The following is a 25203-nucleotide window of genomic DNA, read 5'->3' as shown; positions in this document are numbered from 1 at the left end:
AGGCTCCTCTTTCATCAATCGGTCGTTTTGACGAGGAAGCGCATGCGCTCTTCCTCGGTCACCGTGGGTTTGAGACGTTCTTCCTCGTCGGTGACGACGGGGATGGCCGCGATCAGGGCGCGGGTGTAGGGATGGGCCGGTTCGGCGAAGACCGCCGACGTCACGCCCTCTTCGACAATCTCGCCCCGCAGCATGATGGCGATGCGCGAACAGAAATTGCGCATCAGCGACAGGTCGTGCGAGATCATCAGATAGGTCAGGCCAAGCTCCTCACGCAGCTGCAGCAGAAGGTCGATAACCGTCTTCTGCACGGAGACATCGAGTGCGGCCGTTGGCTCATCGAGGATGAGAATTTTCGGCTCGGCCGCCAACGCCCGGGCAATCGCCACACGCTGCTTCTGGCCGCCGGACAGCTCATGCGGATATTTGCCGAGATAGGATTGCGGCAGCCGCACCAGCCCCATCAGTTCCTGCATGCGGTTTTCCCGCGCCTGCCCATCCATGCCGATGGATTTCAGCGGCAGGGCAAGCGTCTGTTTCACCGTGCGCTTCGGATTAAGCGAGGTGCCCGGGTTTTGATAGACGATCTGCGTCAATCGCTTGCCGCGCGCAGGCGCGGGAGCGTCAATGACAAGATTGCCGGAGGTCGGGCGCGAAAGGCCCATGATCATACGGGCGACGGAAGTTTTGCCGGAGCCGGATTCACCGGCCAGGCCGAATACCTCGCCTTCCTTCAGCGTCAGATTCACATCCCGCACGGCGTGATAACCGTTGCGCCGACCATAAATCTTGTTCAGCCCTTCGATGGTGACGATGGGCGAACGCGTGCTCTGCGCCAGATCGGTGACGCGCGGGCCATAAAGCGGAGGCACGGCATCGAGAAGCGAGCGCGTATAATCCTTGGCAGGGCTATGGAGGATTTGCGTGCAGGGTCCGGTCTCGACGATATCGCCGTGATGCATGACCACGACCCGATCCGCCACCTTGCGTACGACGCCGAGATTGTGGGTGATCATCAAGAGCGCCATGTTTTCTTCGGCGACCAGCTGGTTGATGAGATTGAGGATTTCATCCTGCGTCGTCACATCAAGTGCCGTGCCCGGCTCGTCCGCGATCAGGAGCTTCGGCTGATGCAGCAGGGCAAGCCCGATCAACACGCGCTGGCGCATGCCGCCCGAAAGTTCGGACGGATAGGCGTCCATCACCCGCTCGGTGTCGGCAAGCTGCACCCGGCGCAGAACGGCAGCTATGCGGTTGCGACGCTCGGCCTTGGACGAGTTGATTCCATCGCGCTTGTCGGCGAAGCGCATGACATCATCCAGATGCGTGCCGATCTTGAAGACCGGATTGAAGGAGGAGAGCGGGTCCTGCATGATCAGTGAAAACGCGGTCCCCTTCAGGGCCTCACGCTCCCTGCGTGGCATGGACAGCACATCCCGGCCATCGATGACGATGGCACCTGATGTGATCGCGGCGTTTTTCGGCAGGGTACCGATGATTGCCTTCGCCGTGACGGATTTGCCCGACCCGGTTTCGCCGATCAACGCCACGCGTTCGCCGGCGGCAACCGTGAAGGCGACATCGCGCAGCACCTGCCGGGTGCGGCCGTAATTGGTGAAGGTGACGTTGAGATTTTCGACCTTGAGAAGCGATTCAGTCATGGTCTTAGCTTTCCACGTCGAACATGTCGCGCAGGCCGTCGCCCAGCAGATTGAAGCCCAGCGTCACGTAAAGCACGGCCGCGCCGGGGCAGAGCACTTCCCACCAGAAATCCGGCATGAACTGGCGCCCGTCGGCGACCATCGATCCAAGGTCAGGCGTCGGCGGCTTGACACCGAAACCAAGGAAGCTCAGCGTCGCGCCAAACAGAATGACGAAGGCGGCATCGAGCGTCGTCTTGACCGATATGACCGAAACGCAATTGGGCAGGATTTCGCGGAAGAGGATGTGCAACGGGCCTGCACCGGCAAGACGTGCCGCTTCGATATAGTCTTCCGAGGCGATAGACTTCGATACCGAATAGATCAGCCGCGCATGCCAGGTCCACCACAGCAGCGTGATCGCGATCATGGCGTTCATCAGTGTCGGTTCCAGCAGGTTGGAGACCGCGAGCGCCATGACGAGCGGCGGCATGGCCAGCATCACATTCGTCAGGCCGCTGATGAGTTTTTCGGTCCAGCCGCCGAAATAACCGGCGATCAGGCCGAGCACAGTTCCGACCGGAACCGAAATACCGAGCACGCCGATGACGAGAAGCAGCGAGACACGCAGCCCGAAGATGGTGCGGGAAAAGATATCGCGCCCGGCCTTGTCGGTGCCGAACCAGTGTTCCAGATCCGGCGGCATATGGCGGGCGCGGAAATCGACGACCGCGCCGATATGTTTCGGATAGGGCGTAAGCCAGGGTGCGAAAACCGCCAGTATAAGCACCGACAGAAGGATCAGCGAGCCGATGACCGCCGCCGGATTGCGACTGAAGCGATACCACATCATGTAACCGGCGCTTAAGCCCCGATCGGTGGGTTCGAGCATTTTCATATCGGCCATCAGCGAGCCTCCTTGCGGCGCAGACGCGGGTCGATGATCGAGATCAGAACATCCACGATCAGGTTCGCAACGATGAAGAACAGGCCGGCCACCAGCACCACGGCGGTCACGGCGTTGAGGTCTTTCTGCAGGATGGCGTTGAGCCCGTAGGAAGCAAAACCACCCCAGGCGAAGACCATCTCGATCACGAAGGCATTGCCGATCAGCGACGCGAATTCGAGACCCATGATCGTTAGCGGCGCGATGGAAGAGAGCTTCAGCAGGTAACGGAAGATGATGACCCGCTCCGGCACGCCGAAGCTTTGCAGGGTCAGCACATGGTCCTTGCGCTGGTTCTCGATCATAGAGGAGCGCGTGATGCGGGTGATCTGGCCGATGCCGGCCATGGAAAGCGCAAAAGCCGGAAGCGCGAGATGCTTCAACGCATCGAGCACGACGTCGAAACGTCCGGCCAGCATGCCGTCGACAAGGATGAAACCGGTGGGGCCGCCCTGCCAGCCAAGCGAATGATCGAGCCTGCCGATGATCGGCCAGCCGGAGAGAAAGCGCGCTGCCAGCAATTGCAGCGTGATGGCGAAGAGAAAGCTTGGGATCGTGACCCCGGTAAGCGACAGGATGCGACCGATATGATCCAGCGGCCGGTCGCGATAATGCGCCGTGATGACGCCGAGCGGGATGGCGACGAGGAACATGAAGATGACCGAGACCAGCACCAGCTCGACGGTCGCGGGAACAGTCTGCGCCAGATCGGTTGTAACGGGGCGCTGCGAAACCAGCGAGAAGCCCAGATCACCATGCAATGCATTGCCGATATAATCGAGATATTGAACGGCGAGCGGCTTGTCGAGGCCCATCTGCCCGCGCAACGCATCCACCTGGTCCTGCGTTGCAGCCGGCCCCAGCGCCATGCGGGCGGGATCTCCCGGCACCACGCGGGCCAGCACGAAAATCATGATGGACAGGGCGATCATGACCAGCACGAAGGTGCCGAGCCTGTTCAAAATCGCGACCAGCGGATGTTGCTGCATCGGTGGAACGTTCCTTGTGCATCGGTTGCCTGAGCACAAGTTTTCACCACATGGCCATTCGAACAATCGCTGAAAGGTATAGTTTTTTAAAGAATGAGTATAGGTTTTTTGAAACTGATATCCTATCCCTTTCCCATGATGCTTCTGCCCCGGACCCACCTCTGCAATCGCATTGCCAGCGAAACCGCGGGCGTGGTGTTTCTGCGCGCACCGGCGGGTGCGGGAAAAAGCGTATTGCTGGAGACGCTGGCAAAGGAGCTCGGAGCTCAGATATGCCGCACGCACCAGCCGCAAAGCGATGACGCGGTCAATGGCAACCTGCTGTGGGACATTCCAGTTTTTGCAAGGGCGGTACGCATGCCAGCCCCCATTCTGGAATCGGTGCGTTTCGTCGTCATCGCCTGCCGGCCGGACCAGAGGATCAGCGGCATGGCGCGTCACATCCTGCATCACGGCTCGCTCACCATAGGACCGGAAGAACTCGCCTTACGGCCAGATGAGGCGGACGACCTTCCGCCCGGGCAACGACGGCTGGCACTCGAGGATTACGCGGGATGGCCGGCCTTTCTTTCGCTGGCGCGCCTGCCGGATGACACGTTATGCGCCGACTATCTGCGCGAAAGCTATCTGCCCCATCTCACGCCCGCCCAGACCGTCGAACTTTCCTTCTGGCTCGAAAACCCTTCCGCCGCCCCAGATGCTGACTGGGCCATGCTTCTGCCGCCCTTTCTGACGGGAAAACCCGACAATCACCACACACTGATACGGCTCCTAACGGTCGCGGCAAGAGAACGCCTCGCCACCTTGCAGGCCGGCAGCGCCGTGGTGGAGGTCGCCTCGGCCTTCGAAAAGGCAGGGCATTCGCTCGCAGCCATGGCGATGCTGCTCGATCGCGGTTACGAGACCCATGCCGCGCAAATCCTCGAACGCGCCCATGGGCGGGAACTCATCTACCGAAGCAGCGTCGACAGGTTTCGCGAGATCATCATGCGATTTTCGCAGGATATGATCACCTCCAATGAAACCGTCCTTTTCGCGGTTACCCGCGCCTTGCTGAAACAGGGCGAATTGCAGCGCGTGCGCCATCTGCTCGGCAAAAGCCTCGGCTCGGATTACCTTGACCCGCTGAAGGTGCTAGCCCGCGGCTCGCGGTTTTCCTTCGCCGCCCGCACCTTCCGGCTGAACCTGATGATCGCCGAGGACCTGACGCCCAATGACGCGGTGATAACGCGGCTTGGCGAGTTCATGGCGGATTACCCCATGGACGATCACGGGAAATGGGCGGCCTATTACAATGCGCTGCTTGAGTTCGAAATCCGCCGTCGCAATTTCCGCGAGGCAGAGGCGGCCGCCGCCCGCGCGCTTATCTATCTGCGCAAGATGGGCGGACAGCCTCTGCTCGAATTCTTCATCCATCTGCACCAGATCGTGCTGCGGCTGATGAGCGGCGATGTACTTCTGGCACGCCGGGCGGCGCAGGAAGCGCGCGCACGGCTGGAACAGGTGCCGCATGATGCCATGCAGGAGTTCCGGATGCTGCGACTGGCGGAAGCCTGCCTTGCCTATGAGGCCGGAAAACCGCGCGACCTGCTGCATTTCGTCGAACATGACTTCGATCATTTCGCCGTCGCCGAAATCTGGCCGAGTCTGATGCAGTTTGCACTTCATTACGCCTCGCAGGTGCTGATCGACCATTTTCCGATGACCGTTCGTCCGGGTTTTCTGGACGGACTCTGGATTCATCTGTCGGAGGGGTTGCAGTTTCATGCGATGATGGAGATCAGAACGGCCATCGCCTATCAGAACGCCAACCGTTGGGCAGATGCCGCAGCGACGCTTTCAGCAGTTCGCATGCCCATGGGCCGTAACTGGGTGGAGAGCGCCCACGAAGACCTCTCCCGCCTGACACGTCGTGATGAAATCGCCTATGTCATGGCCTGGCTGCGCGATGCGGTGCATCTGTTCACACCCCGCGCCTATCTCTCCCGGCAGATCGATGCGATGATCGCCAATCCAAAGGTCACCAATCGCGAGAAGGTCGCATTGAGAATCTGGCAGAGCTATGCCGCGCACCAGCGCCGTGACAACGCCGCCGCCCGCGCGCATATACTCACCGCGCTTGAATCGGCGACCCGCCTTGGCTGCAACGGTGTGCTGTCGGAAGAGCGCGTCTTCCTTTCGCCGCTTCTCAACAATCGCCGCATCCGCAGTTTCATCGAAACCTCATCCGATGTCCGCACCGCGCTGTCTATTTTCGCCGCCTCGGTGAACTCACCGCAGGCCCGGGCGCTGCATGGCGGCCTTTCTCAACGGGAAGCACAGATGCTGCAGCTATTGGCCAGCGGCATGTCGAACAAGAAGATTGCTCAGACGCTCAACATCTCGGAAGTGACAGTGAAGTTTCACCTTGGCAACCTGTTCCGCAAGCTGGATTGCAAACGCCGCGCGGAGGCGATCCGCGCGGCGAAAGCACTGGGCTGGTTATGAGGCTCAGCGGTTATTCTTCTTGCGCCATTCGGCAAAGGCCGTCTGGTGCTCTTCCTTGGTGCAGGGGTAAAGGCCGATGATCGTCTGGCCGGCCTTGACCTGCTCTACCACGAAATCCTCATAGGCTGTCATTTCAACCGCTTCCGTCGCCACTTCATCGGCAATGCCGGCGGGGATGACGATGACGCAATCGGCATCACCCACGATGATGTCTCCGGGAAACACCGGTGCATCGCCGCAGCCGATGGGGCCGTTGATCTCGATGGCCTCGTGTTTGGTCAGATTGGTGGGGCTCGAAGGGCGGGTGTGGTAGGCCGGAATGTCCAGTTCGGCAATGGTGGCCGCATCCCGGAAACCGCCATCGGAAACGATGCCCGCACCACCGCGAACCATCAGACGCGTCACCAGAATATCGCCGGCCGAGGCGGCAGAGGCGTCCTTGCGGCTGTCCATGACAAGCACGTGGCCCGGCGGGCAGGTTTCGATGGCAACACGCTGCGGATGGGCGGGATTGCGGAATTCTACGAGCTGGTTGCGATCCTCGCGGGCCGGCATGTAGCGCAGGGTAAAGGCCGGGCCCACCATGTTCTTGCCCTTGTAGCCCAGCGGGCGAACGCCCTGAATGACCTGGTTTCGCAGGCCGCGCTTGTAAAGCGCTGTCGCTAGCGTGGCGACGGAAATCGTCATCAGTTTTTCGCGCGTTTCATTATTCATGTCTGTTTCCTCGCAATGGCCGGATGGATATGTTTCAAGTCCTGTGAATGGGCTCATCGATAAAAATGCCGCCCTGATATTTTGCGATCGCAGCCTCGGGGCCGGGGCGCGGGACGTCGCGCTCGATTTCAGCCCGGTAGCGCGCGGCATTGTCGCGCCGCTGCCAGCCGAGAAAATCGACATGGGAATTATCCCACCAGCTCTCGTCATTGGCCGAAACGCCCCAGATAACCGGGCATCCGAGTTTCGGCACGCGGAAGGTGGCCTCGATCAGAGACACGAAGTCACCGTAGCTGAGCCAGGTCGACAACATGCGCCAGTTCGTGGGTTTCTCGTCACAGGAGCCGATACGCACGATAGCCGTCTCCTGTCCGAATTTGGAATGGTAGAGGCTTGCCATTGCCTCGCCAAAAATCTTCGAGACGCCGTAAAGGCCATCCGGCTGAAAGGGTGTCTCCGGACCAAGCTGCTGCCCCTGCGGGTAATAGCCGATCGTGTGGTTGCTGGACGCGAACAGGATGCGAGGTTTGCCGTGCGCCCTCGCCGCCTCGTAGAGATTGTAGACACCACGCAGATTGGCAGCCTCGATGGGATCAAACGCCCTTTCTACGGAAACTCCGCCGAGATGGACGATGCCGTCGCAATCCTTGACCAGATCGTAAACTGCCTGCTCATCCTCCAGCGCGCAGTGGACGAACTCTTCATGAGGCGCTGGCGAACCGAGATCAACCACATCAGAAAGACGGATGGTTTCGGCAACATGGCCAAGCCGCCCGCGCAACATGCTGCCCAGCTTGCCGCCGGCACCGGTGATGAGCAATCGCTGCAACATGATGGGCCTCTTAGAAAATATCGGGCTCGCCGGCGGAACGGCCAAAATCCGTCTGCAGGAAGTCGAAGTCGCAACCCTGGTCGGCCTGCGTCACGTGCTTGGAGAAGAGATAGCCGTACCCACGTTCATAACGCGGCGCAGGCGCTTGCCATGCCGCCCGGCGCTGAGCGATTTCCTCTTCGCTGACCAGCATGTCGAGACGACGCTGCGGCAGGTCGAGGCGGACGATATCGCCCGTTTTCAGGAGCGCCAAGGGACCGCCAACGAAGCTTTCCGGTGCGACATGCAGTACGCAGGCACCGTAGGACGTGCCGGACATGCGGGCGTCTGAGATGCGCAGCATATCGCGGTGCCCTTTTTTGATCAGCGCCTTTGGAATGGGCAGCATGCCCCATTCCGGGAAGCCGGGGCCGCCGAGCGGACCGGCATTGCGCAGCACCAGCACATGATCGGGCGTCACATCGAGATTTTCATCGTCGATGGCGGCTTTCATTTCAGGGTAGCTGTCAAACACCAGCGCCGGACCCTGATGTATATGGAGTTTGGGGTCGCAGGCGGCGGGCTTTATGACGGCACCGTCAGGGCAGAGATTGCCGCGCAGCACGGCAAGAGAGCCTTCCGCATAGACGGGATTGTCCAGCGAGCGGATGACGTCGTCGTTGTAGACCTTTGCACCCTCAAGGTTTTCGCCCATGCTGCGGCCAGTCACGGTCAGCACGGAACAGTCGAGACGACTTTCCAGCTGCTTCATCAGCGCCCTCAGGCCACCGGCGTAAAAGAAGTCCTGCATCAGATAGTTCTTGCCGGAGGGGCGGACATTGGCGATGAGCGGTGTAACGCGGCCAAGTTCGTCCAGCTCATCCAGCGTCATCGGCACGCCGGCGCGGCGCGCCATGGCGATGAGGTGGACGACGGCATTGGTGGAACAACCCGTCGCCATGGCGACGATGGCGGCGTTGCGGAACGCTGCCCCCGTCAGAATAAGGTTAGGGGTCAGATCTTCCGACACCATCTCGACAATGCGGCGACCACAGGCCGCGGACATGCGCTGATGTTCGGAATCGACTGCCGGAATGGAGGAGGCACCCGGCAGGGTGATGCCGAGCGCGTCGGCAATGGCCGTCATGGTCGAGGCCGTGCCCATCGTCATGCACACACCGGCAGAACGGGCAATGCCGCCCTGCACGCCACGCCATTCCTCGTCCGTAACATTGCCTGCGCGGCGCTCATCCCAATATTTCCAGGCGTCCGAACCCGAGCCCAGCACCTTGCCGGCATAATTTCCGCTCAGCATCGGGCCGGCGGGCAGATAGATCATCGGCACACCGGCCGAGATCGCACCCATGACGAGGCCCGGCGTCGTCTTGTCGCAACCGCCCATCAGCACCACACCATCCAGCGGATGCGAGCGGATCATTTCTTCCGTCTCCATCGCCAGCATGTTGCGGTAAAGCATCGATGTCGGCTTGGTGAAGCTCTCATCCACGGAAAGCGACGGCATTTCGACGGGGAAGCCGCCAGCCTGCAACACGCCGCGTTTCACGTCCTGCACGCGCTCTGGAAAGTGCGAATGACAGGTGTTCAGCTCCGACCAAGTGTTGAGGATGCCGATGACGGGTTTGCCGATAAAATCCTCCTCCGCATAACCCAGCTGCATCATGCGCGAGCGGTGGCCGAAGCTGCGCAGGTCATCGGGTGCGAACCAGCGGTCGGAGCGGAGTTTTTTATCGGTCATGTCATTGGTCCTACGTTGCGGGTGGTGCCTAAGGCTGTCAGTCCTGCCGGAGCGTCAGCCCGCTCGTTGTGTCGAAAAGATGGACATGTTGAAGTGGCGCCGACAGGCGGATGACTTCGCCCGCCGATGTCGAGGTCTGGCCGGAAAGATGCAGCGTTACGGGAGTGCCGTCACCGAGATTACCGTAGAGATAGGACTCGCCGCCCAGCTGTTCCGCTGTGCGAACCGACATCGTCAATGCGCCGCCTTCACCCGGCTCCACATGGTTGGGGCGAATGCCAAGCGTCACTTTCTGGCCGGGCTTATAGGCAAAGCCGGTCTGCGGCAGCGGGATAGTCTCGCCCGTCGCGATTTTGAGAGCAGGCGTTGCGTCCGACGTCACTTCGCCAGCAAAGAAATTCATCTTCGGAGAGCCGATAAAGCCCGCCACGAAGAGATTGGCCGGGCGGTTGTAGAGATCGAGTGGCACGCCGAACTGTTCCAGCTTGCCGGCGCGCAGAACGGCAATCTTGTCAGCCATGGTCATGGCTTCCACCTGATCATGCGTGACGTAGATCATGGTGTTGCCGAGACGCCGGTGCAGACTGGAAATCTCACCGCGCATATCGACGCGCAGTTCCGCATCGAGGTTGGAAAGCGGTTCGTCGAAGAGGAACACGCGAGGTTCCCGCACCACGGCGCGGCCGATGGCGACGCGCTGGCGCTGCCCACCCGACAAATCCTTGGGACGACGCTCGAGAAGCTGATCGATCTGCAGCATCTTGGCGACCTGCGCGATCTTCTCGGCGATCTCCTTCTTCGGCGTGCCGATATTCTCAAGACCGAAAGAGAGGTTTTCGCGTACCGTCATATGCGGGTAGAGGGCGTAGGACTGGAATACCATGGCAAGGCCGCGATCCGCAGCTGGCACCGTATTGACCACATCGCCGCCGATGACGATGTCACCACCGCTCAACTCTTCGAGGCCCGAGATCATGCGCAGCAGGGTGGACTTGCCGCAGCCGGATGGGCCGACGAAAACGCAGAATTCGCCGTGCTTGATATCGAGATCAACGCCTTTGATCACATCGAGTGCGCCATATGTCTTTTTGACCTGACGAAGCTCTATACTTGCCATTGTATTTCCTCCCTGAGGATTATTTGCCGCCCGTGGACGCAATGCCAGTGGCGATATATTTTTGCAGGAACATGAAGACCAGCGCGATGGGCGCAAGCGTCAGCACGGTCATGGCCAGAAGGTTGCTCCATTCCGTCGTCATCTCGCCCTGGAAGGAGTTGAGCGCCAGCTGCAGGGTGAAGTTGTCGTTGCGGGTCAGCACGATGAGCGGCCAGAGGAAATCGTTCCAGCGCCACATGATCGCAAGGATCGCGAGAACCGCGAGCGCCGGTGCTGAGAGCGGCAGGATGATGCGCCAGTAGATTTTCCACTCGCTGGCCTTGTCCATGCGCGCCGCATCGAGGATCTCGTCCGGGATCGTCAGCATGTATTGCCGCAGCAGGAAGACGCCCGTGGGTGTCGCGGCACCGGGAATGATGACGCCCCAGAGACTGTTGATCAAACCGAGTTGGCTGGTGATGAGGAACAGCGGCACAAGCACGACGGTCTGCGGGATCATCAGCGTACCGACCACCAGCGCCAGCACGGCGCCCCTGCCCTTGAACTGATATTTCGAGAGCGCGAAGGCCGCCATGGAATTGACGATCAGCATGATGATGGTCGAGGTGACCGTGATGAAGGTCGAGTTCCAGAAATAGAGCGGGAAATTGAAGCGCTGGAAAAGCTCGGTGTAGTTTTCCGTCGCGAGCGCCACCTTTTCAGCCGGCTTCAGCTCGTTAAACTGCATCTTCAGCACTTCCGCCGGCTTGGCGGGATCAACCACCTGCGCCACGAGGCCGATACGCCTGATCATGCCGAGCTTGCGGCCATCCTTGTCGACATAGGCCGGCAGCGGATTTGGCTGCCCGTCCACCACCATGGTTTCCTGGCTATAGGGCAAAAGCCGTGGCGGAAAGCGCTGGAGATCGGCTTCCGTCTTGAACGACGAGAGCACCAGCCAAACGACAGGACCGAACATCATCAGCACGGCCACGCCGAGATAGGCGTAGGACAGCCAATCGGTCCAATGCAGTTTGCCGTTACGGCCGCGGGTACGGGTCAGAAATGCGCCAATCCTAGCCATCGACCTTGCTCCTGTTTGCCCGGAATTGCAGGGCGGTCAGCACCACGAGCACCACGGCGAGCAGCAGCGAAGCGGCAGCCGCAAGTCCGAAATTCCGGGGCGTCCCGGCAAAGCCGGTCTGATAGATGAATTGAATGATGAAGGTCGTCGCCGAACCCGGGCCACCGCCGGTAAAGGCAAAGACTTCATCGAAAGTCTGCACGCCCTTGATGACCGACAGGACGAGAACGACGAGCATGGTGGGCGCAAGCAGCGGAAGGGTGATGCGCCGGAAGATGCGCCATGGGCTTGCCTTGTCCAGCTGCGCCGCCTCGTAGACATCGCGCGGGATCGCCTGAAGGCCGGCGAGGAGAATGAGCGTGTAAAAACCCATATGCGCCCAGACCGACAGGAAGACCGACCAGCCGAAGGCAAGATTGGCTTCGAGCAACCAGTCCACCGAACCGAGGCCTAAGCCTTCCATCGCCGCATTGAGAACGCCGAAACGCTGGAGTATCCACTTCCAGATCAAGGCCACGACGACAGGCGACAGCAAAACAGGGAAGAAGAACACCGCACGGAAAAAGCCGCGCGCCCGGATATCGCGGTTGAGCACGATGGCCGTGATCAGCGAAAAGCCGACCATGAAACCTACCTGCAGCACGACGAAGAACAGCGTGTTCCAGACGGAACGCCAGAAGAGATCGCGCGCACAGGAATTGGGATCGAGATAATTCTGACAGGAAAGAAGGACCGAAAAGTTTTCGCCGCCCACCGAAGGGCGCTCGGAAAGCAATATGTGTTCGCTGCCGGTCACGGAATAGGCCATGTTCAGCAGGATCGGCAGGAAGGCGAAGACCGCAAAGAGGATCAGGTTGGGCGTCAGAAACACCCACGCAATCCGCCTGTGGCCAAGAACCTTCTGCAGGAAGGAAAAGGGCAGTTCGACAATGCCCATGACGGGCGCAAGAAATTTATACATGAGGGTCCTCCTTCGATCCGGCGCGGCGCGGCATGCGCCGCGCCGGAAGGCGATGGATCACTTCGCCTGTTTCAACGCTTCCTCAAGGTCCGTCTTCGCACGGGCCATGGCCTCATCAACGGTGCTTTCACCGACGATAGCCTGCGTGATGCGCTGGACTGAGATGTTGAACATGGCGCGGTTGTTCTTGTAGCCCTGGTAGGCGTAGGCAATCGGGCTGAGACCGGGGATCTGGTCGAGCCAGGCATTCATGGCCTTCTGCGTCGCAGGCGTCGCACCGGTATAGGTCACGCCCTTGTCAGCCACCGACTTGTTCGCCGGAACGTTGCGGGTGCGCACCGTAAAGTCGAGATAGTTTTCGTCCTGAGCAAGGAAGTTCAGGATGTCGGCAACGATCTTCGGGTTTTTGGTCTGCTTGAAACCGACGATGCCGGTGCCGCCAGGCATGCCGGTGCAGGCTGCGCCACCGCAGGGCTGCGGCACGACTTCCCAGTCAAAGGCGTCGCCCACCTGGCTGTCGAAGCGCGCTGTCTGCCAGCTGCCGGAATAATAATAGACCAGCTGGCCGTTGATGAATTCCTGCGCGGCGTCGCGGTAGGTATTGCCGCCCTGACCAGCCCAGACGTCACGCGCCATGGTGCCGTCCTTGTTCCACTCCACGAACTTCTTCACGAACGTGGTGAAGCCTTCATCGACGAGGATCGGCTTGCCGTCAGCATCAAAAATCTTCGCGCCGTAAGAAATGGCCGGGCCGGCGATGCGGTGGCCGGAACGGTCGATCGCCATCGGGTAAGGCGTGCCGGTTGCCTTGGCTACGGCATTGGCGGCCTTTGCCCAGTCATCCAGCGTTGCATCCTTGCCGGGAACGGCGACGTTTGCCTGATCGAACAGCGTGCGGTTGATGAAGGCGCCGGTGATGGTGAGCTGCGTGTGCATGCCGTAGATGCCCTTGTCGTCAGGGCCGCTGCGGTACCATTTCAGCACGTTGGAGAAATTGTCTTCCCAATACTTCGCGTCCACATAGGGCGTCAGATCGAGATAATAGCGGTTGAGACCGCCAAGATCGGTCACGGTTGCGAAGTCAGGACCACTGCCGCCGGCGAGCTGAACGGGCAGACCTTCCAGCAGCGCCTTGTAGGGCACGACATCGGTGACGATCTTCACATCGGGATGCTGCTTTTCGTAACGTGCGAGAATATCCTTCAGGATTTCGCAGCCGTTACCGTCATAAGCGCAGGTGAAGCGCACTTCCTGCGCCGCCTGCGCGGCACCGGCAAAGGACGCCACGCCAATGGCGAGCGCCAGTGCCATGCTGTATTTTCTGGTCATCTGGTTTCCTCCCGTTAGATGATTATGCTTTTGCGGATGCGCTCGGAGCCCAGCCCTTGATCCACTCACCTTCGGCGGCATCGGACAGACAAACCGGCTTTCCTTCCCGGACGGATCGGTAGATGGCTGTCACGAGTTCGATTGACTGCAAGCCGTCATGAACCGTCACTTCCTTGCCGCCGCGTCCTTCCATCGCGTCGGCAATGGCTTCGACAAAACCGGCAAAGCCGTTTTCGCCATCAGCCACCGTTGCCAGAACAGCGTCGATCTGATCCTGCGTCGTCGGGGCGCGGGCAATGAAACGCCAGGTGTCTTCCGCCGGACGATACGGCAAGGTGCCGCTTTCCGCCGTGAAGCCCTCGAAGCAGAAACGCAGGCGCGAGGTGTCTTCGGCCGCGCCGAGCGTGACCGAGCTGGTTGCGAGCGCACCGCTTTTCATGCGGAAGCTGAGTGCTGCGCAATCTTCGGTTTCGATTTTGTTGACCCGCGTATCGGCCATGGCGAAAACTTCTTCGACCGGGCCGAGGACGTGGCAGAGAAGATCATGGGCATGAATGGCATGACCGAGGATTGCGCCGCCGCATTCACCCTTCCAGGTGCCGCGCCAGGGAATGTCGTAATAGCTCGCGCCACGGTTCCAGTGAACTTCCGAGCTCGCGACGAAGGCCTTGCCGGCAAGACCGGCATCGATCAGCGCGCGCAGCTGCCGCATGGCGTGTCCGAAGCGGTACTGGAACACGGGAAACACGCCGCGGCCGGTCTTCTTGACGGAATCGATCAGCGCATTGGCCTCTTCCAGAGAGCGGACCAGCGGCTTTTCGCAGACGACGTCCTTGCCCGCCGCATGCGCCTTCAGCGTCACCGGAAAATGCAGGTGCGGCGGCAGGCAGACGTCGATCAGCTGGATGCTCTCATCGGCCAGAACCTCATCGAGATCGGTGGTCAGACGAATGGAGGTATCATCGCCGGCGACGGAGCGAGCGCGCTCCAGATCGAGATCGCAGATTGCCTTGACGACGAAGCGATTGGGTAGCGCCCGATAGCCGCTCAGATGCTGGGCGCCGATGCCGGCGCCAATAATGGCAACACCAATCATTTCGAGGCTCCCTCAGCCTTGGCCTGTGCCTGCAGCGACAGGTCGCAGACCTTGAAGACGTGTTCCTGCGTCATCGCCGTTTCCGTGCGGTTGCGGATATCGTCGCAGATGCGAGCGAAATAGGGCAGACCAGCGCCAGAGGCATCGATATATTCGCAACGGTCGCCATTCACGAGAACGAGGCGATCCGTGCCTTCGGTGTTGCCGACATCGACATATTTACGCAGCTCGATGTAACCTTCGGTACCAAGGATGGTCAGGCGGCCGTCACCCCAGGTCGGCAACGCATCCGGTGTGTACCAGTCGACGCGGATATAGCCGTGGCCCTTGTTGCCGCGCAGCACAACTTCGCCGAAATCCTGAAGACCCGGATCGTGCGGGTTGGCGTAATTGGCAACGGTGGCGGACACGATCTCAACCTCGGTCGAACCCGTGAAGAACATGAACTGGTCGATCTGGTGGCTGGCAATATCGGTGATGATACCACCGTAGGCTTCGCGCTCGAAGAACCACTTCGGGCGAATCTGGCGGTTCAGGCGGTGCGGGCCAAGGCCGACAGTCTGGATGACGCGGCCGATGGCGCCCTCGGCAACGAGTTCAGCTGCCTTTGTCACACTCGGCACTTCGAAGCGCTCGGAGAAATCCACGGTCCAGATGCGCTTGGTCTTTGCCACCGTCTGGCGCAGGCGGTCGAGCTGTTCGAATGTGGTGCAGCCGGGCTTGTCGGACATGACATCCTTGCCGGCTTCCATGGCGGCAATCGCGAGATCGGCGCGCTTGGAGGGAATATCGGCGATCACGACGAGATCGACGGTGCCGTCAGCCAGCAGCGCCTCTTTCGATGCTGCGCGCGGCACATCCGGGAAGCGCTTGACGAAGCCTTCCACGACATCGGGCTCGCCTTCTGTCCACCAGCCGGCAAATTCGGCGCCGGCATCCAGCAGGTTCTGGGCCATGCCGAAAATGTGCCGGTGCTCAATCCCGAGAGCGACGAACTTGATTGCTTTACTCATCCTGCAGTTCCACTTCCTTGCCGGTGTCGGCCGAGTTGATGATCGCGTCGATCAATCTGTGAGACAAAAGAGCCGCTTCGCCGGTGACAACAGGCGGGCGTCCTGAAGAGATGGCGTCTGCGAAATCATCGAAGACGCCCTGATGCCATTCATGCGTGAAAGCCATGGGGTCGGCGCCGCCGCCCGTGCCAGCGGCAGCGCCGCCAAAAGTCTCCTGCCGGCCATCGCGCCAGTCGAGATGCAACAGACCCGAAGCGAGCCGAAGGCTGGCATTGTCGAAGTGCAGCAGGATCGATTCCGCAGCGCCGGGGAAACTTGCGGTGCTTGCCACCAGCGAGCCAACGGCACCGTTCTTGAAGCGCAGCCCGGCAGAAACATAATCTTCGGTTTCCATGCGATGGAACCGCGTCGTCGCAGCCATGGCCTGAACACGGGCCACTGGCCCCGTCAGGCTCAATGCCAGATCGATCGTATGAATTGCCTGGGAGATCAGAACGCCGCCGCCATCGCGCGCCAGCGTGCCGCGACCCGGTTCGTCGTAATAGGATTGCGCCCGCCACCAGGGCACGGAGATTTCGCAGAGGCCCAGCGCGCCGAGCGTGCCGCCATCAACGAGTTCACGGGCTTTTTGCGATGCAGCCCGCATGCGGTGCTGGAAGATGATGCCGAGAGTAACACCTGCCTCGCGACAAAGGGCAACGAGACCGTCTGCTTCCTGCGTATTGCGAGCGACGGGCTTCTCCATCAGGATGTGCTTGCCGGCTTTCGCCAGTTTCCCGACGATATCAATACGGGCATTTGGCGGTGTTGCGATGATGGCGAAATCGACATCCGTATCGCGCGCCGCCTCCTCGACTGAGGAATAAACCGCAACTTCATATCCGGTGTGTTTCGAGGCTTCGGCGGCCAGCGCCTTGGCGCGGCCGGAGCCACCATCGACTATGCCTTTCAGGCGAATTTTTTCAGGGCTTGCCGCGCAGGCAAGCACATGCGTCTTCGCTACCATTCCGGCACCAACGATGACGCAGGTCTTGATATTTTGCATTTCGGGAGCCTCCTTCCCAATGCGCAATCATTTGCATACCGGTATGCCGGTTGTCAACAGACTTGTGTTCCGGTATACCGGTTATGAGAACGCTGGAGGGTATATGCCGAAAATTCCCGTGACAGGCGGCACCGTGCCGACAATGGAGCGACTGGACCTTAACCGTCCGGTCGTGGACCAGATTTATTCCGCGCTGAAATCCGCCATCCTTTCGCGGGAGCTTTTTCCCGGTCAGGCAGTGTCGGAAAACGAAATCGGACAGTCGTTCAATTCCAGCCGAACCCCGGTGCGGGAGGCGCTGAGCCGTCTGCGCGACGATGGTTTGATCGTGACGCTGCCAAGCCGCGGCACCTATGTTTCGAGATTATCGGAAAAGAACATCCGCAGCGCGCAATTCATCCGCGAGGCACTTGAGGTGGCGGCAGTCTGCAGGCTGTGCCAGATCGGCCTGACAGCGGAAGCGGAACAGGAGATCGAACACGCCCTGAACGGCCAGCGGGCAGCAATGCGCAATGGAGACAGAAAGGCTTTCCGCGTTCATGACGACCAATTCCACAGCGCGCTTGCCGCCGCGACTGGGCTTGAAAGACTGGAATCCCTGTTGATCCGCGAGAAGGCGGGACTGGATCGCCTGCGCGCACTCGCCATAAGCGACGAAGCGCACATGGCACGCCTGCTTTCCGAACATGAGGCGGTATATGACGCAATCAGGGCAGGAGACGAAGCCCGCGCGACCGATAATTTGCGCAAACATCTGAGACGTGTCCTCGGCATTCTTTCGCAAGTCTTCGAGAACCACCAGGACTATTTCGAGTAATTCTGCGGCATCTTTTTCAACGGTTCGAACATCATGAATACGGCAAATCCCCGACAAGCGCTTGCCATGTCGCAAACGAAACTTCTGTGCGACACGATGAGTACACTGGCGGAATCCCCTGTCTGGGACGAGCGGCGACAGGTGCTTTTCTGGTGCGATATTCTCGGAAAGACCGTGCGGTGCGCAGGTCTTGAGCCCGGCGTCTATCAAGAATGGCCGTTCCCCAGGACGGTTTCAAGTCTCGGCCTTTGCCAGAACGGCGAACTCATCGTCACTTGTGGCATGGACATCGTCATCCTCGATCCGGACAGCGGCAAAACGCGTCTCCTCCATTCCATTCCGGCACCCGAAGGCATCCCCTGCCGGCTGAATGACGGACGGATCGGCCCCGACCGCGCTTTCTGGGTGGGAACAATGCACAATGTGCCGCTTTCGGACATGGAGCCCCATGGCGAGCTTTGGCGGATCACCGAAAAAAGCGCCGAGCGCATGCAGACCGGGCTGACATGCCCGAACGGCCTCGCTTTTTCTTCCGACGGCTCGATTATGTGGCAAAGCGATTCCGTCCAGAAATGGATACGCCGGCGAAAATTCGACCGCCTGAACGGCACCTTCGATGAGGGCGTACAGGTGGCCCGGATGACCGAAGAAACAGGAAGACCCGATGGCGGCTGTCTCGATAGCAGCGGCAACTATTACAGCGCGGGCGTTTCCGCTGGCGTGTTGAACATTTTCTCGCCCGATGGCAAGCTGACGAACGTGATCGCGGCTCCTGTCCCTCACCCCACGATGCCCTGCTTCGGAGGGCCTGATTTCAGCATCCTTTTCCTGACATCACACCGCCACAACATGTCCGAAGACCGGCTTGAGAAAGCGCCATTTTCGGGCGGCGTCTGGGCTATCCCGACGCAAACGAGAGGGTTCGCCGGCTTCCGTTTTGGCGAAGGTGGATAACGCCCTCAGGTCGGGTTCGAATTCCTAGTCCTCCCGGAAGGCGCGGCTGATCTGGTCCGTCAGCGGTTTGGCGATGTAGGACAGCGCCGTTCTTTCGCTGGTCTGGATAAAGGCCTCGGCGGGCATGCCCGGCACCAGCGGCGCATTGTTCAGCTTCTTCCGCTCGGTGACCGGGACGGAAATCCGTGCCAGATAATAGGATAGCCCGGTGCGCTGATCTGTCGTGATATCCGCCGCAATGCGGCTGACATGGCCTTCCAGCTCAGGCGTGACACGCTGATTGAAGGCGGTCATGCGCAACATGGCCTTTTGCCCCACCTGAAGCTGGTCGATATCTTTCGGCAGGATCTGCACCTCGAGCGCAAGGTCATCTCCGTCAGGTACGATCAGCATGATCGGATCTGCCGGCGTTACGACGCCCCCCACCGTATGCACAGCCATTTCATGCACCGTGCCCGATTGCGGCGCGACGATATCAATGCGTTTCAATTGATCTTCGGCGGCAACCTTGCGCTCGACGAATTCGCCCATCTGGGCCTGTATTTCGCGCAGTTCCCTCCCGACCTCGGTCCGCAATTCCTGATCGATCTGAAGGATCTGCAGCTTGGTTTCGGTGATGCGCCCCGCAGTCTGTGCCTGATAGGCGATTTTTTCGCCGCGCTCCCCGCCGAATGTCGCGGCCTGAGTCTGCAGGCTGTTCAGCCGCTGCACGGAGACGACGCCCTGTTCGCGCAGCGATTTCTGCGAGGCAATTTCAGCCTGCAACACCGCAAGCCCGTTATCATAGGCCACTTCCTGCGCCTTCAGACCTTCGATCTCATGTTCGAACTGGGTGATGCGCTCGGATAGCTGCGCTTTCCTGCCCTCTCGATAGGACTTGCGGAATTCGAACAGCTTCGTTTCACTGCGCATGGCAGAAGCGACATTCGGGTCATCCATGCGCGCGATCAGAGTCCGCGGAAAGGCGAGTTCAGGCAAATCGTCCCGCTCGGCTTCCAGTCGGGCCATCCGTGCAGTCAGTTCGTCCAGGCGCTTGGTCACGATGGCGAGATTGGCACGGGTCTGCGTCGCATCGAGACGCATGACCACATCGCCGGCCTTCACCCTCTCGCCCTCATTCACAAGAATTTCACCGACGACACCGCCGCTCGGATGCTGGACCTTTTTCGTGTACGAATCCACAACCAGATGACCGGAGGCGACGACTGCACCGGCAAGACGGGTCGTCGCGGCCCAGCCCCCGACACCGGCCAGAAGCGCAATGCTTGCGGCGAGTCCCGCAAAGAGATGCTTGCGGATGGAGCGGGAAACGCTGCTGCGCTGGTCAATCTTTGACATCCGTCTCTCCCTGCCGGCTGTTCTCTTCACGGCCGTCTTCCAGCCCGGCGGGTCGGGCCTGGGTATTGGCCACGACGCGCAGCGGTGAGACCGTTTGCGCGGATGCGGTGAAACCTTTGCCGCCCTGCCCCTGCGGAACACGCAGCACCTTGGAAAGCACCTCGTCGCGCGGGCCAAAGGCCTTCATCCTTCCCTCTTCCATCATCAGGATGAAATCCACCGCACCGATGGCACTTGGCCGATGGGCGACGACAACGGCAATACCACCGCGCGCCTTGACGGAGGCAATCGACCGGACCACTGCCGCCTCGCCTTCCGCGTCAAGATTGGCGTTGGGTTCATCCAGCACCACGATAAAGGGATTGCCATAAAGAGCGCGGGCCAGACCGATGCGCTGGCGCTGCCCGGCCGAGAGAGCTGAACCCGCCTCGCCTATATCGCTGTCATACCCCTTTTCGAAACGCAGGATCAGCTCATGTGCGCCGGCAGCCCTAGCTGCAGCGATGATGGCTTCGGGATCTGGGTTGTCCGCGAAACGGGCGATATTCTCCCCGATGGTGCCTTCAAAAAGTTCCACGCCCTGCGGCAGATAACCGATGTGGCGGCCAAGCGCTTCCCGGTCCCACTGATCGAAGCTTGCGCCATCGAGCCGCACCTTGCCGGCGGCAGGCATCCACGCGCCGGTGAGAATGCGCGATAGCGTCGATTTGCCCGAACCTGACGGACCGATGATGCCGAGCGCGTTTCCCGCTGTCACGACGAAACCGAGCCCAGCAACGATGGGCTTTTTTCCGCCCGGCGGAACGATGGTGACATTCTCGACCCGTAATTCCTTCTCTGGCTTCGGCAGGGCCATGGCAGCGGCATCGGCCGGCATTTGCGAAAAAAGCTCTCTCAGCCGTGCCCAGCTCTGCCGGGCCGCCGCGAAGGACCTCCAGTTGGAAATGGCGAGATCGACAGGCGCCAGTGCCCGGCCCATCATGATCGAACTGGCGATCATCACGCCGCCGGAGGCTTCCTGCTCGATGACGAGCCAAGCGCCGACAGCAAGAATTGCCGATTGTAGAACGGCCCGAAGCGATTTTGCGATATTGCCGAGGCCGCCTGCCACATCGCCCGCCCTGCGATTGGCGGCGAGATAGGCCTCGTTAGAATTTTGCCAGCGTTTACCGAGCCGGCCACCAAGCCCCATGGCCTGCACCACCTCTGCGTTGCGGCGGGAGGCCTCCAGCTGCCGGTTGCGGACCATGTTTTCCACCATGGTGTCGCGGATTGGTTTTTGAGAAAAGATATTGGTGAAAATTGTGAGCGAGACCAGCAGCACAGCGCCGGCGAGCGCCGTTACACCGATCCAGAAATGGAACAGGAAACATATGCCGAGATAAAGCGGCATCCACGGCAGGTCGAAAAAGGCAGTCGGACCCGTGCCGGATAAAAAGCCGCGTACATTGTCGAGATCACGCAGCGGCTGAAGGCCGTCACCCGGCATGCGGTTGACGAGCGGCAGGCGCACCACGGCGTCATGCACTCTGCGGCAGTAGCGCAGGTCGAAGTCTTCGCCGATACGGATCAGGACACGGGCACGGATGATATCGAGCAGGCACTGGAAACCATAAAGCCCGAGAGCAAGAAGCGCGAGCCCGACCAGGGTCGGCAGACTGCCGCTTGCCAGTACCCGGTCATAGATCTGCAACATGAAAAGCGGCGACGTCAGCGCCAATATGTTGACGACACCGCTGACGAGCGTGAGGCCGAAAAACGTAGTCTTGAGGGGCGAAACGACCGCCGCAGTGAGGGACTGCGGCGGTGTCTGCTGCTGGTTTTGAAAGCCCACAGCCGGTTTTTCCTTTACGCGGCAAGCGCCGGTGCGCTGGCGAAAATGAAGTCCGATGCGTCGAGCACATTGGCATCGACGCCGTTCAGCGTGACGGAGACGGACGTGTCTGTGGCCAAGAGGATAACGGCATTTCCATTATCATCATACCACAACAAATCGTCCACCGATGTTGCGCCCCAGGCGGATACATCGAGCTTGTCCGTACCATCCTCATCACCGAGAATTAGTGCGCCGACGCGGGCCCATGGCCCGAGTTACCAGGGAACCCGGCAATTTTTGCAGCCGGGTTCTTCCATCGTCAGATTGCCCCGTCGACGATGACCATCGGCCTCCCCTGCGAGCAGGGTTCGATACGTGCATCAATGCGATAGATTTCGCGCAGCATGTCGGATGTTATCACCGCTTCCGTGCTGCCACTCACCACCATTTCGCCCTGTGCGATCACCATCGTCTTCTCGCAATAGCGCAGCGCGTGGTTGAGATCATGCAGAGCAATCAGAACGATCATGCCTGTCTTCTGCGCGAGTTCGGTGACGAAGCCCAGAACCTCGATCTGCCGGTGGAGATCGAGTGCGGAAGTCGGCTCATCCATCAGCAGCACCTCCGGCTTGCGGGCAAGCGCCTGTGCCAGCGAGACCAGCTGGCGCTGGCCGCCTGACAATTCGCCAAGCCCGCGGAAGGCAAGGTCATGGATTTTCAGCGCCTTGAGAATGGCGTCGATCTCGAACAGCTCATGATCCTGAACGCGCCAGCCGCCGCCCTGCTTGGCGGAAAGCAGAACGGATTCATAGACCGTCAGTACCGCGTTTGCGCCGGTGTCCTGCGGCATGTAGCAGATGGCGCGGTCTCCACGGGCGGTATCGGAAAGTTCCACCAGCCCGGGACCGGAGATCAGGCTAGCGATGCGCTTGAAAAGCGTCGACTTGCCGGCGGCATTCGGGCCGATCACCGCCGTCACGCTACCGCTTTCGAGCGTATCGATGCCCACCTTGGAGAGAACCGTGGTGCGCCCATAGGCGGCGCCAACATCCTTCAATGCGAGGGCTACCATGCGCGTCTCCTGTTACCGAAAATAAGCGCGAAAAAGAAAGGTACACCCACCAGCGCCGTGATGACGCCGATCGGCAGAACAGCGCCGGGAATGAGTATCTTGCTGATGACCGAGGTTGCAGACAACAGCAATGCTCCGCAGATCACCGAACCCGGCAGGAAGAAGCGCTGATCTTCACCCACCAGCATGCGGGCGATGTGCGGCCCCACCAGCCCGACAAAACCGATTGTGCCGACGAAAGAAACCGGAATGGCGGCCAGCAGGCTGACCGTCAGCATCGTCTGCAGCCGCAGACGGCGCACATTGATGCCCATGCTGGCCGCCTTGTCATCGCCAAGTCTGAGCGCCGTCAGCGCCCAGGCATTGCGCATGAACATCGGCACGGTAACGAGAAGAATGGCGGCGGTGACATAGACCTTGTCCCAGGTCGCCTTCGTCAGGCTGCCCATGGTCCAGAAGACGACGGCGGCAAGCGCCTGTTCGGAAGCGAGGTATTCGAGCAGCGACAGCGCCGCATTGAAGGTAAAGACCAGTGCGATGCCAAGAAGCACGATCGTTTCAACCGTCACACCGCGAAGGGTCGACGCGAAATGGATGAAAAGGGCCGCAACCATTGCCATGATGAAGGCATTGATCGGCACCATGTAGTGCACGGCGCCCGGAAAGATCGCCACCCCGCCGACGAGCGCCAGCGCCGCACCGAAGCTTGCGGCGGCCGAGATGCCGAGCGTGAACGGACTGGCGAGCGGGTTCGACAGGATGGTCTGCATCTGAGCGCCCGCCACCGAAAGCGACGCGCCGACGGTGACCGCCATCAGCGCGATCGGCATGCGGATGTCCCAGATGACCACACGCAGCTGGTTTCCCACTGCGGCCGGATCGGCGATGGTCGCAAGCACTTCGGAGAGGGTGTAGCGAGCCGGACCGAGCGCCATGTCTGCGGCCATGCTGAAACACAGGGCGATGAAAAGCCCGAAGAGGATGACGATCCTGCGCGCGGCAAGGGCGCGATATTGATCGCGCCCGCTGACGCCAACGGCGCTTTCATTCAGCGAACTCATTGGTTCAAACCTTTTTCGAGCGAGGCGAAATAGCCGGGCTTGTAGGTGACGGGAAGGAATTTCCGGTGAAACTCCTCGAAATTCTTTTCCGGATCGAGATCGGCGAAGAGGTCCGGGTGAAACCACTTCGCGAATTGCTGGATCGGGAAAAACTCGTAAGGCGCACCATAGAACTGGTGCCAGACGGCGTGCACGTTGCCTTGCTTGACGGCCGTCAGTTCCGGAAACGGCGTGCGCTTCATCAGGTTGGCCAGTCGCTCACGGGAAAGAGCCATATCCGCACCGCGTCCTACGGGAACGAACTGATTGATGTCGGATTCAGCCGCCCAGTTCGAACCTGTGACAATCACGTGCTCGGGATCGGCAACGACGAGTTGTTCGGGATTGAGGTCGCCAAAGGTCGTCTTGATGATGCCATCGGCAATATTGCGACCACCGGCGAGATCGACCATGGCACCGAAATTGGCCGGGCCAAAAGTGCGGCAGCAGTTGTTTTCACCAGAAATGCCGGGCGAACGCTCAATGAAGACGTTAGGGCGCTTCAAGTCCCTGACGCTGGCGAGCCGGTCGGTCACACGGGCGATTTCGGCACGGCGATAGGCGATGAAGTCCTTCGCGCGCTCTTCGGCACCGAAGAGCTTGCCGAGGATTTCGACCGAGGCTTCACTGTTCTTTTCGGGATCGATGCGAAAATCGAGATAGACGACCTTGATACCCGCAGCTTCGGCTTTTTCTTCGAAACCGCTTTCTTTGGCTGATTTCTCCGCTTCGAGATTGAGTGTGATGACATCAGGCGAAAGCGTGATGGCCGACTCGAGGCTGAAATCCCCCTGTGGCACGTAACCGAAGCGCGGCAGTTTCTCGATCTCGGGGAAACGCTCGACGTAGGCGGCGTAGCTGTCCGGGTCCTTCTTGAGCAGGTCGTCACGCCAGCCAACAATAGTATCGAAAGTCTGGTCGCCCTTCAGCGCCGCGATGACGTGAACCTGACGCGCCTCGCCAACGATGACACGCTTGGCCGGCAGGTCCAGCTCGATCTTGCGTCCGGTGACATCGATGATCTCCCCCGCATGAGCCGCGACGGCGAGAAGGGAGAAGGCCAGCATCGCAAGATGCCTGAGGGCGTTAAGCCGCATGAGAAGGTCCTCATCAAGTTCAAAACAAAACGATGAAGCCGC

Annotated in this window: 21 protein-coding genes and 1 pseudogene; 3 read left to right on the top strand and 19 right to left on the bottom strand. The window is 60.3% G+C overall.

The annotated features are described in order from the left end of the window. Positions 1 to 14 precede the first annotated feature (14 nt). From nikE to ACZ47E_RS16540, 3 genes are read right to left on the bottom strand one after another with little or no spacing between them, the layout of a single operon-like run. Positions 15 to 1661 carry a nickel ABC transporter ATP-binding protein NikE gene (gene nikE, locus ACZ47E_RS16550; RefSeq protein ID WP_464017055.1) on the bottom strand — a complete coding sequence of 549 codons (1647 nt, stop codon included), beginning with the start codon at positions 1659 to 1661 and terminating at the stop codon, positions 15 to 17. A gap of 4 nt (positions 1662 to 1665) precedes the next feature. Continuing rightward, entirely contained in the window at positions 1666 to 2547 is an 882-nt protein-coding gene (locus ACZ47E_RS16545; protein WP_004438385.1) for an ABC transporter permease, read from the bottom strand. Next, positions 2547 to 3575 carry an ABC transporter permease gene (locus tag ACZ47E_RS16540; RefSeq protein WP_464017054.1) on the bottom strand — a complete coding sequence of 343 codons (1029 nt, stop codon included), beginning with the start codon at positions 3573 to 3575 and terminating at the stop codon, positions 2547 to 2549. Before ACZ47E_RS16540 ends, ACZ47E_RS16545 begins: the two co-directional genes overlap by 1 nt. 135 nt (positions 3576 to 3710) lie before the next feature. On the opposite strand from ACZ47E_RS16540, the gene ACZ47E_RS16535 reads away from it, so the two are divergent. Continuing rightward, positions 3711 to 6062 (top strand): helix-turn-helix transcriptional regulator, encoded by a 2352-nt coding sequence (locus ACZ47E_RS16535; RefSeq protein WP_464017187.1) that lies wholly within the window; start codon positions 3711 to 3713, stop codon positions 6060 to 6062. Between the two features lie 3 nt (positions 6063 to 6065). Here the strand turns inward: ACZ47E_RS16535 and ACZ47E_RS16530 are convergent, their stop codons facing one another. The 10 genes from ACZ47E_RS16530 to ACZ47E_RS16485 are packed head-to-tail and all read right to left on the bottom strand — an operon-like array spanning position 6066 to position 16967. Beyond that, entirely contained in the window at positions 6066 to 6776 is a 711-nt protein-coding gene (locus tag ACZ47E_RS16530; RefSeq protein ID WP_003506768.1) for a ribonuclease activity regulator RraA, read from the bottom strand. A gap of 34 nt (positions 6777 to 6810) precedes the next feature. After that, positions 6811 to 7608 (bottom strand): NAD-dependent epimerase/dehydratase family protein, encoded by a 798-nt coding sequence (locus tag ACZ47E_RS16525; protein ID WP_464017053.1) that lies wholly within the window; start codon positions 7606 to 7608, stop codon positions 6811 to 6813. Positions 7609 to 7618: 10 nt separating this feature from the next. Further along, positions 7619 to 9343: an L-arabinonate dehydratase gene (araD, locus tag ACZ47E_RS16520; RefSeq protein WP_464017052.1), complete on the bottom strand. Its 1725-nt coding sequence runs from the start codon at positions 9341 to 9343 to the stop codon at positions 7619 to 7621. A 37-nt stretch (positions 9344 to 9380) separates the two neighbouring features. After that, positions 9381 to 10460, bottom strand: a complete 1080-nt coding sequence (locus tag ACZ47E_RS16515) for an ABC transporter ATP-binding protein (RefSeq protein WP_464017051.1) — start codon at positions 10458 to 10460, stop codon at positions 9381 to 9383. Positions 10461 to 10479: 19 nt separating this feature from the next. Beyond that, a complete protein-coding gene (locus ACZ47E_RS16510; RefSeq protein WP_035208507.1) occupies positions 10480 to 11523 on the bottom strand; it encodes a carbohydrate ABC transporter permease in 1044 nt (347 codons plus the stop codon). Further along, entirely contained in the window at positions 11516 to 12484 is a 969-nt protein-coding gene (locus tag ACZ47E_RS16505) for a carbohydrate ABC transporter permease (RefSeq protein WP_004438359.1), read from the bottom strand. Before ACZ47E_RS16505 ends, ACZ47E_RS16510 begins: the two co-directional genes overlap by 8 nt. Before the next feature lie 57 nt (positions 12485 to 12541). Next, positions 12542 to 13813, bottom strand: a complete 1272-nt coding sequence (locus tag ACZ47E_RS16500; protein ID WP_035208505.1) for an ABC transporter substrate-binding protein — start codon at positions 13811 to 13813, stop codon at positions 12542 to 12544. A gap of 22 nt (positions 13814 to 13835) precedes the next feature. Further along, positions 13836 to 14909: a Gfo/Idh/MocA family protein gene (locus ACZ47E_RS16495; RefSeq protein ID WP_464017050.1), complete on the bottom strand. Its 1074-nt coding sequence runs from the start codon at positions 14907 to 14909 to the stop codon at positions 13836 to 13838. Continuing rightward, entirely contained in the window at positions 14906 to 15922 is a 1017-nt protein-coding gene (locus ACZ47E_RS16490; protein ID WP_312939412.1) for a Gfo/Idh/MocA family protein, read from the bottom strand. Before ACZ47E_RS16490 ends, ACZ47E_RS16495 begins: the two co-directional genes overlap by 4 nt. Next, positions 15915 to 16967, bottom strand: coding sequence for a Gfo/Idh/MocA family protein (locus ACZ47E_RS16485; protein ID WP_034498323.1), 1053 nt, complete (start codon positions 16965 to 16967; stop codon positions 15915 to 15917). Before ACZ47E_RS16485 ends, ACZ47E_RS16490 begins: the two co-directional genes overlap by 8 nt. A 103-nt stretch (positions 16968 to 17070) precedes the next feature. On the opposite strand from ACZ47E_RS16485, the gene ACZ47E_RS16480 reads away from it, so the two are divergent. Both ACZ47E_RS16480 and ACZ47E_RS16475 read left to right on the top strand, forming a co-directional pair. Beyond that, on the top strand, positions 17071 to 17784 hold the full coding sequence (locus tag ACZ47E_RS16480) for a GntR family transcriptional regulator (protein WP_464017049.1): 714 nt from the start codon (positions 17071 to 17073) through the stop codon (positions 17782 to 17784). Positions 17785 to 17817: 33 nt separating this feature from the next. Beyond that, on the top strand, positions 17818 to 18738 hold the full coding sequence (locus ACZ47E_RS16475; protein WP_464017048.1) for an SMP-30/gluconolactonase/LRE family protein: 921 nt from the start codon (positions 17818 to 17820) through the stop codon (positions 18736 to 18738). Positions 18739 to 18762: 24 nt separating this feature from the next. On the opposite strand, the gene ACZ47E_RS16470 is transcribed toward ACZ47E_RS16475, so the two are convergent. The 6 genes and pseudogenes from ACZ47E_RS16470 to ACZ47E_RS16445 form a co-directional block, all read right to left on the bottom strand. Further along, entirely contained in the window at positions 18763 to 20076 is a 1314-nt protein-coding gene (locus ACZ47E_RS16470; RefSeq protein WP_034498328.1) for an HlyD family type I secretion periplasmic adaptor subunit, read from the bottom strand. Further along, entirely contained in the window at positions 20063 to 21910 is a 1848-nt protein-coding gene (locus tag ACZ47E_RS16465; protein WP_464017047.1) for a type I secretion system permease/ATPase, read from the bottom strand. Before ACZ47E_RS16465 ends, ACZ47E_RS16470 begins: the two co-directional genes overlap by 14 nt. Positions 21911 to 21924: 14 nt before the next feature. Next, a pseudogene (locus ACZ47E_RS16460) lies at positions 21925 to 22131 on the bottom strand (hypothetical protein); the annotation flags it as partial. A gap of 80 nt (positions 22132 to 22211) precedes the next feature. After that, complete coding sequence (locus ACZ47E_RS16455) at positions 22212 to 22964, bottom strand: ABC transporter ATP-binding protein (protein ID WP_004438328.1); 753 nt, start codon at positions 22962 to 22964, stop codon at positions 22212 to 22214. Continuing rightward, on the bottom strand, positions 22958 to 24025 hold the full coding sequence (locus tag ACZ47E_RS16450; RefSeq protein ID WP_034498339.1) for a FecCD family ABC transporter permease: 1068 nt from the start codon (positions 24023 to 24025) through the stop codon (positions 22958 to 22960). The genes ACZ47E_RS16455 and ACZ47E_RS16450 overlap by 7 nt, the downstream gene beginning before the upstream one ends. Continuing rightward, entirely contained in the window at positions 24022 to 25161 is a 1140-nt protein-coding gene (locus ACZ47E_RS16445; RefSeq protein WP_464017046.1) for an ABC transporter substrate-binding protein, read from the bottom strand. The genes ACZ47E_RS16450 and ACZ47E_RS16445 overlap by 4 nt, the downstream gene beginning before the upstream one ends. Between the last annotated feature and the right edge of the window lie 42 nt (positions 25162 to 25203).

Source organism: Agrobacterium sp. 5Ca39 (genome assembly GCF_055382365.1).
The sequence above is the reverse complement of the archived record's forward strand: the minus strand, read 5'-3'. Positions and strand labels throughout refer to the sequence as shown.